General features: G+C 75.4%; 5 protein-coding genes and 1 tRNA gene. 3 read left to right on the forward strand and 3 right to left on the reverse strand.

Annotated elements, in window-relative coordinates; translation table 11 throughout:
* Positions 1–111 (reverse strand): FhaA domain-containing protein (locus RIM90_RS10420; RefSeq protein WP_309060362.1); only part of this gene is annotated, 111 nt, incomplete at its 3' end.
* Between the two features lie 548 nt (positions 112–659).
* Here RIM90_RS10420 and RIM90_RS10425 point away from each other — a divergent pair.
* Positions 660–743 (forward strand) — tRNA-Leu (locus RIM90_RS10425).
* A gap of 137 nt (positions 744–880) precedes the next feature.
* Here RIM90_RS10425 and RIM90_RS10430 read toward each other — a convergent pair.
* Together RIM90_RS10430 and RIM90_RS10435 are read right to left on the reverse strand one after the other, a co-directional pair.
* A complete protein-coding gene (locus tag RIM90_RS10430) occupies positions 881–3,334 on the reverse strand; it encodes an ABC transporter permease (RefSeq protein WP_309060331.1) in 2,454 nt (817 codons plus the stop codon).
* Positions 3,328–4,083, reverse strand: coding sequence for an ABC transporter ATP-binding protein (locus RIM90_RS10435; protein WP_309060363.1), 756 nt, complete (start codon positions 4,081–4,083; stop codon positions 3,328–3,330). The genes RIM90_RS10430 and RIM90_RS10435 overlap by 7 nt, the downstream gene beginning before the upstream one ends.
* 266 nt (positions 4,084–4,349) lie before the next feature.
* On the opposite strand from RIM90_RS10435, the gene RIM90_RS10440 reads away from it, so the two are divergent.
* Positions 4,350–5,657, forward strand: coding sequence for a sensor domain-containing protein (locus tag RIM90_RS10440; protein WP_309060364.1), 1,308 nt, complete (start codon positions 4,350–4,352; stop codon positions 5,655–5,657).
* Entirely contained in the window at positions 5,657–6,289 is a 633-nt protein-coding gene (locus RIM90_RS10445; protein WP_309060332.1) for a response regulator transcription factor, read from the forward strand. Before RIM90_RS10440 ends, RIM90_RS10445 begins: the two co-directional genes overlap by 1 nt.
* The last annotated feature ends 162 nt before the right edge of the window (positions 6,290–6,451 follow it).

A 6,451-nucleotide genomic window follows, 5' to 3' on the forward strand; every position in this document is an offset into this window, starting at 1 on the left:
CTGGAGCGCTCCCGCGATCTCCACGGGCTGCACCTCGGACTTGAACACCTTGGCGAAGGTGCCGTTGACCAGACCTTCGAGACGCTGCTCGAACTTCTTCAGGACTCCCATGGGGCACCTCCTCCGTCGCTGCCGTCCTGTGTACTGCCCCGTGCACCGTGTCGTGCACCGTCTGCCTGGTACTGCGTTTACCTGGTACTGCTTACTGATCGTATCCACGCGCCGGTCGATCGGCTGGTTCCCCCTGCCCGCCCGGCCGACGGATGTCGACGCCTGACGAAGTTCCCTCCGGGGCTCCTCTTCGAACTCCTTCGGCCGTGCCGGTGCGCGTCGTTCTGCCATGGATCGTAGAGGGGGCCGCAGACCAGTGTCCCGCACCCGGCTGTGGACTCCGTCCGGCTCCCGGGGAGACGGGGGCCACCGGTACGAGGTTGATACGAGATGAGGTTCCGGTCGGTACGCGCGCGGGGCGGCGACGCCTCCGGCCGGCCGGGCGCGGGCGGGTGCCGGGCGGGCCCGGCGGGCGCGGGAGCGCTGCTCAGGACGGGTGAGGGGCGGGGCCGGGGAAAGGGATGTGAATCCACCCCGACCAGCGTGCTAATGTTCTGGATGTCGGAAGGCGCCGCCCCCAAGGGACGGAGCCCGAGGACACACCCAATGCGCGGGTGGCGGAATAGGCAGACGCGCTGGATTCAGGTTCCAGTGCCCGCAAGGGCGTGGGGGTTCAACTCCCCCCTCGCGCACACCGTCGGACGGGCGGCATCCATCGGATGCCGCCCGTTCCGCGTGTCCGGGGCGGGAACGGCGGTCGCCGCTGTGAGGAACATCTCATGATCGTTTCCGTCGCCGCGGGCCGGGCCGTACCCCCGCCGGGGCGCCGTCACTCCCGTGCGCCGGCCGATTCCACCGCGCGCCTGCGCAGGGCGAGAGCGGCGGGGACGACGGCGGACACCACGGCCGACAGGGCGCAGGCGGCCACGACGACGCCGAGGGCCGTCCAGGGCAGCGCGATGGTGCCCGGGGCCGACAGCAGGCCCAGCGCGGCCCGCATCCCGGCCAGGTTGAGCCCGGCGACCAGGAGGCCCAGCAGTCCGCCGACCGCGACCACCAGCAGCGCCTCGGCCGCCACCAGCCGCAGCACCTGCCCGTGGGTGGCCCCGGCCAGCCGCAGCACGGCCAGGTCGCGCACCTGGTCGGAGGTCGCCATGACCATCGTGTTCACCAGGGAGATGCCCGTGTACAGGAGGGCGATGCCGAGCACCAGCAGGAGGCCGAGCCGGGTCGTGCGGTCGGTCCCGGGGTGGGTGGCCGCGATCCACCGCTCCCGGGTGAACACCTCCCCGCCGAGGGAACGCACCGCCTCGCGCAGCCCGGCGGCCACGGCGTCGGAGTCCGCCCCGCCCGCCAGGGCGACGTCGACCCGGCCGACGGCCGCGCCGGGGGCGTTGGCCGGGGTGACGTAGACGCCGTTGTCGCCCGTGCCGGTGGTCATCACCGCGGCGATCCGCAGCGTCCTGCGCGTGCCGTCGCCGAGCCACACCCGGACCCGGTCGCCCACGGTGTGCCGCTCCCACTCCTCGTTGACGACGATCGAGCCGTCGTCGAGGTCGGCCACCCGGCCGGCGGCCAGCGGCAGCCGCGTGGTGGCCGCCAGCGCCTCGGGTTCGACGGCGCGCGCCTCGGACCTGACGAGGGCCACACCCTCCTCGAGGACGTACACGGCGCTCGACGCGGTCGTGGACACCTCGGCGCCGGGCACGGCGCGCAGCCTGTCGAGCGTCTGCGCGTCGAACCCCGTGTCGCCCGGGGCGGTGACGACGAAGGCGGCGGCGGTCCGCTCCCGGATCTCGGCCGCCTTCGCCTCGTCCAGCGTCGCGGTGGCGCCCAGCAGGGAGCCCGCGAGGGCGACCGTGACCAGGACCGGGGCCGCGATCGCGGCGGTGCGGCGCACCCCCGCCGCGGCGTTCTCCCGGACCAGCATGCCGCCGGCGCCCGGCAGCCGGGCGGGCAGCCAGGCGAGCAGCCGGGTCAGCGGGCGCACCACGGCCGGCGCGAGCAGCGCGACCGCGGTGATCAGCAGCATCGGCCGGCTCACGTACGTCTTGCGGTGCAGCAGGTCGCCCGGGTCGCCGGCCAGGGCGACGCCGAGGGTCACCACGGCGGCCAGCAGCAGACCCGCGCCGAACAGCAGGCGGCCCCGGGTCATCACCCCGGTGTCCGCCGACGCCTCGCGCAGCGCCTGGACGGGCCCGGTGCGGCCCGCCCGCCAGGAGGCGGCCACCGCACCGCACAGGGCGACGAGCAGGCCCGTCCAGAAGGCCATGTGGTACGGCCAGGTGTGGTCGCCGATGGCGAACCAGGACGGTGCCAGACCGCCGTCGACCACCCGGTCGGCCAGTGCGGGCGCGCCGTACGCGCCGAGCACGCAGCCGGCGGCCGACGCCAGGACACCCACCGGCGCGGCCTCGGCGAGCACCATCCGGCGGATCTGGCCGGGCGTGGCGCCGGCGGTGCGCAGCAGGCCGAACTCGCGGCGCCGCTGGGCGACGGCGAAGGCGAAGGTGGAGGCCACCACGAACACCGACACGAACGCGGTGACGCCGCCGGCCGTACCGAACAGGGCGTTCATCGCGGTCAGGGCCTCGCCGTCCCGGTCGGGGTCGGCGTCGGCGTACCGGCGCGCGTTCCCGGTCAGGACCTCGGCGCCGCTGCCGCGCACCGCGTCCCGTACGGCCGCCGGGTCGGCGTCGACGGCCAGCTGGACGGAGGCGGGGGACAGCCGGGCGGCCTGCGCGTCGGTGTAGAACACGGCGTTCTCGAAGCCGCGGTCGGTGACGGTGCCGACCACCCGCACGGTGCCGCGGTCGGTGCGCACGCTCCGGCCGGGCTCCGCCCAGTCGCCGGTGGTCACGACCTCCCCGGCGGCACGCGGGGCGCGCCCCGCCTCGATCTCGTACGGGGCGAACGCGGCCGTGGACCAGGGGTGGCCCACCAGGTCGTCCGGCCCGCCCGCCGCCCGTACGGCGAAGGACCGGTCCGGCACGACGGTGCCGAGCCGCTCCAGCTTCGCGACGGTCGCGGCCGGTACCCCGCGCGGCACGGCGAGCTCATGGGTGCGGTCGCCGACCGGGGTCGGCACGCGCAGGGTGTCCTGCCCCCTGACCACGACCGGCGCGGCCGCGAACCGCTCCGGACGCCGCTCGGGCGCGTCCAGTGACGAGGCGAGCGCCAGGCCCGTGACGGCGAGCAGCGCGACCCCCAGCGACAGGGCGACGAAGCTGCCGGTGAAGGTGACCCAGCGGGTGCGCAGGGTGCGCAGGGCGACGCTCAGCACGGCACGCCCCCCAGCCCGGTCATGCGGGCGGCGATGTCGTCGGCGCCCGCCCCGGCGAGCTCGCCGTCGACCCGGCCGTCGACGAGGAAGACCACCCGGTCCGCGCGGGAGGCGGCGACGGGGTCGTGCGTCACCATGACGACCGTCAGGCCCTCGCGGTCGACCATGCCGCGCAGCAGCGCCAGCACCTCGCGGCCGGTCCGCGAGTCCAGCGCACCGGTCGGCTCGTCGCCGAACAGCACCTCGGGACGGGTGATCAGGGCGCGGGCCAGGGCCACGCGCTGCTGCTGGCCGCCGGACAGCTGCGCCGGCCGGTGCCGGGCCCGCTCGGCCAGGCCGACCTGTTGCAGCACCTCGCGGACCCGGGCCCGGGGCACGCGCCGGCCGGCCAGGCGCAGCGGCAGCGCCACGTTCTGCTCGGCGGTCAGCGACGGCAGCAGGTTGAACGCCTGGAAGACGAACCCGATCCGCTCGCGGCGCAGCAGGGTCAGCCCGGTCTCGTTCAGTCCGGTCAGTTCGGTACCGCCCACGGTGACCGAGCCCGACGTGGGCCGGTCCAGGCCGGCGGCGCACTGCAGGAGGGTCGACTTGCCCGAGCCGGAGGGGCCCATGACGGCGGTGAAACCGCCGCGCGGGACGGAGAGGGTCACGTCGTCGAGCGCCGTCACCGCGCTCTCCCCCGATCCGTACCGCCGGCTCACGCGGCGCAGGGTGAGCGCGTCACCGTTCGTCCGGGCCGTCCCGCCCATGTGTCCCCCCACTGCCCTGTCACCTGTCCTTCTGTCCGTTCCGGGCCGGTTGTTCCGGGCCGGTCGCTCCGGACCGTCCGCTTCGGCCGCTCCGGGCCGGCCGTGTGGCTCCACGAAACCGTCCGGGGGCCGGCCGGCGCAGTACGGCGGGGGTGAGACCTGGGGTAGGGCCAGGCATACCCCCGGCCCTCCCACCAGGCCCATGGCCCCGGGCGGCGCGGGCTCCTACGGTGATCCGCATGCAGCCCCGCAATCCCTGGCAGGCCATGGCCCGCCCCGGCTACCTGCTGTCGCCGTGGCCGTGGCGCTCGGCCGGATACCTCCTCACCGGCGTCGTGACCGGGGTCCTCGTGCTCGTGGGTCTCGTGACCTCGGTGGCGGTCGGCGGTGTGCTCGCGCTCGCGCTGGTGGGGCTGCCACTGCTGTGCGCCGCGGCCCTCGCGGGCGTCCCGGTGGCCCGGCTGGAGCGGCTCAGGCTGCGCCTGGTCGACCGGGATCCGGCGTACGACCTGCACCGACCGCCCGCCGCCCCCGGCCTGCGGGCCTGGCTGACCACCCGGGTGCGGGAACGGGCCACCTGGCGGGAGCTCGGCCACGCCCTGCTGTGCGCGGGTCTGCTGTGGCCGGTCGACGCCCTCGCGCTCACGGTCGCCCTGCTCCTGCCGCTGGGCACGGCCGCCACCCCGTTGCTGATGGCCACGGCCGGAGACGGCCGGGAGGCCAAGGTGCTCAAGCTGTGGACGGTCACCACCTGGCCGACGGCGTTCGGAGTCGCCGTGCTGGGGCTGCTGCTGACGGCCCTCGGCGCCTACCTCCTGGGCGTGGCCGCCGGCGCACGCGCCGGGCTGACCCGGCTGCTGATCGCCCCGCGTGACGGGGACCTGGGTGCCAGGGTGGTCGAACTGGCCCGTTCCCGCGTGCGGTTGGTCGACGCCTTCGAGGCGGAGCGGCGGCGCATCGAGCGCGATCTGCACGACGGGGCCCAGCAGCGGCTGGTGGCGCTGACGATGACGCTGGGCCTGGCCCGCCTGGACGCACCGCCGGGGCCGCTCGCCGATCAGCTCGCCAAGGCCCACGAGGAGGCGGGCAAGGCGCTCCAGGAGCTGCGCGAGCTCGTCCACGGCATCCATCCCAAGGTGCTCGCCGACTACGGCCTGGAAGCCGCCGTCGCCGACGCCGCCGACCGCTCCGCCGTGCCCGTCGACGTGGAACTGGAGCTGCCCGGCAGGCTGCCCCGGGCGGTGGAGGCCGCCGCGTACTTCGTGGTGTGCGAGGCGCTCGCGAACGTCGCCAAGCACAGCGGGGCCCGTCGGGCGCGGGTGAGCGGCGGGCACCGGGGCGGCCGCCTGTTCCTGGAGGTGTCCGACGACGGCCGGGGCGGTGCACGGGCCGGAGCGGGAGTCGGTGCCGGGGCCGGACCGGAGGCCGGGGCCGGCAGCGGGTTGGTGGGACTCGCGGACCGGGTGTCGGTGCTGGATGGCAGACTCTCCCTGTCCAGTCCGGCGGGTGGACCGACCTTGTTGCGTGTGGAGATTCCTTGTGCGCCGTGCGAGTTGACCGACCCCTCCGCGTAGTGCTGGCGGAGGACAGCGTGCTGCTGCGGGAAGGGCTCATCGGCCTGCTCGGCCGCTGCGGGCACGAGGTCGTCGCGGCCGTCGGCGACGCGGAGGCGCTGGTCGCCGCGGTGGAGGAGCACACTCCCGACATCGTGGTGACGGACGTCCGGATGCCTCCCGGCTTCCAGGACGAGGGCCTGCACGCGGCGGTGCGGCTGCGGGAGCGGCGGCCCGCGCTCCCGGTGCTGGTGCTCAGCCAGTACGTGCAGCGGACGTACGCCTCCGACCTGCTGGACTCGGGTGACGGTACGGGCGTCGGCTACCTGCTGAAGGACCGCGTCGGCCAGGTCGAGGAGTTCGTCGAGGCGCTGTGCGAGGTCGCGGACGGCGGCACCGTCGTCGACCCGGAGGTGGTGCGGCAGTTGCTGCGCCGGCGCCGCGATCCGCTGGAGCGGCTCACCCCGCGCGAGCGGGAGGTGCTGGCCCTGATCGCGGAAGGCAGGTCCAACGGCGCGATCGCCCGCGAACTCGTGGTGTCGGAGGCGGCCGTGGGCAAGCACATCGGCAGCATCCTCACCAAGCTGGACCTGCCCCCGGCGGACGAGACCCACCGCAGGGTCCTGGCGGTCCTGGCCTACCTGCGGGCGTGAGGGCGGTGCCCGGAAGGAGGCCGAGGAGAGGGCCGAGCCGGGCGTCGTTCCGCTCGCGCGCACCGTCCGTCCACAGCGCCGGAGTCGTCCACAGGGTCTGACGCGTTTCGGCCACCGGCTGTACGGTCGGCACGGTTGATGTCATGCCCCGCGCCGACGTCC

The sequence above is a fragment of the Streptomyces sp. genome (assembly GCF_031181555.1).
Classification (GTDB): domain Bacteria; phylum Actinomycetota; class Actinomycetes; order Streptomycetales; family Streptomycetaceae; genus Streptomyces; species Streptomyces fimbriatus.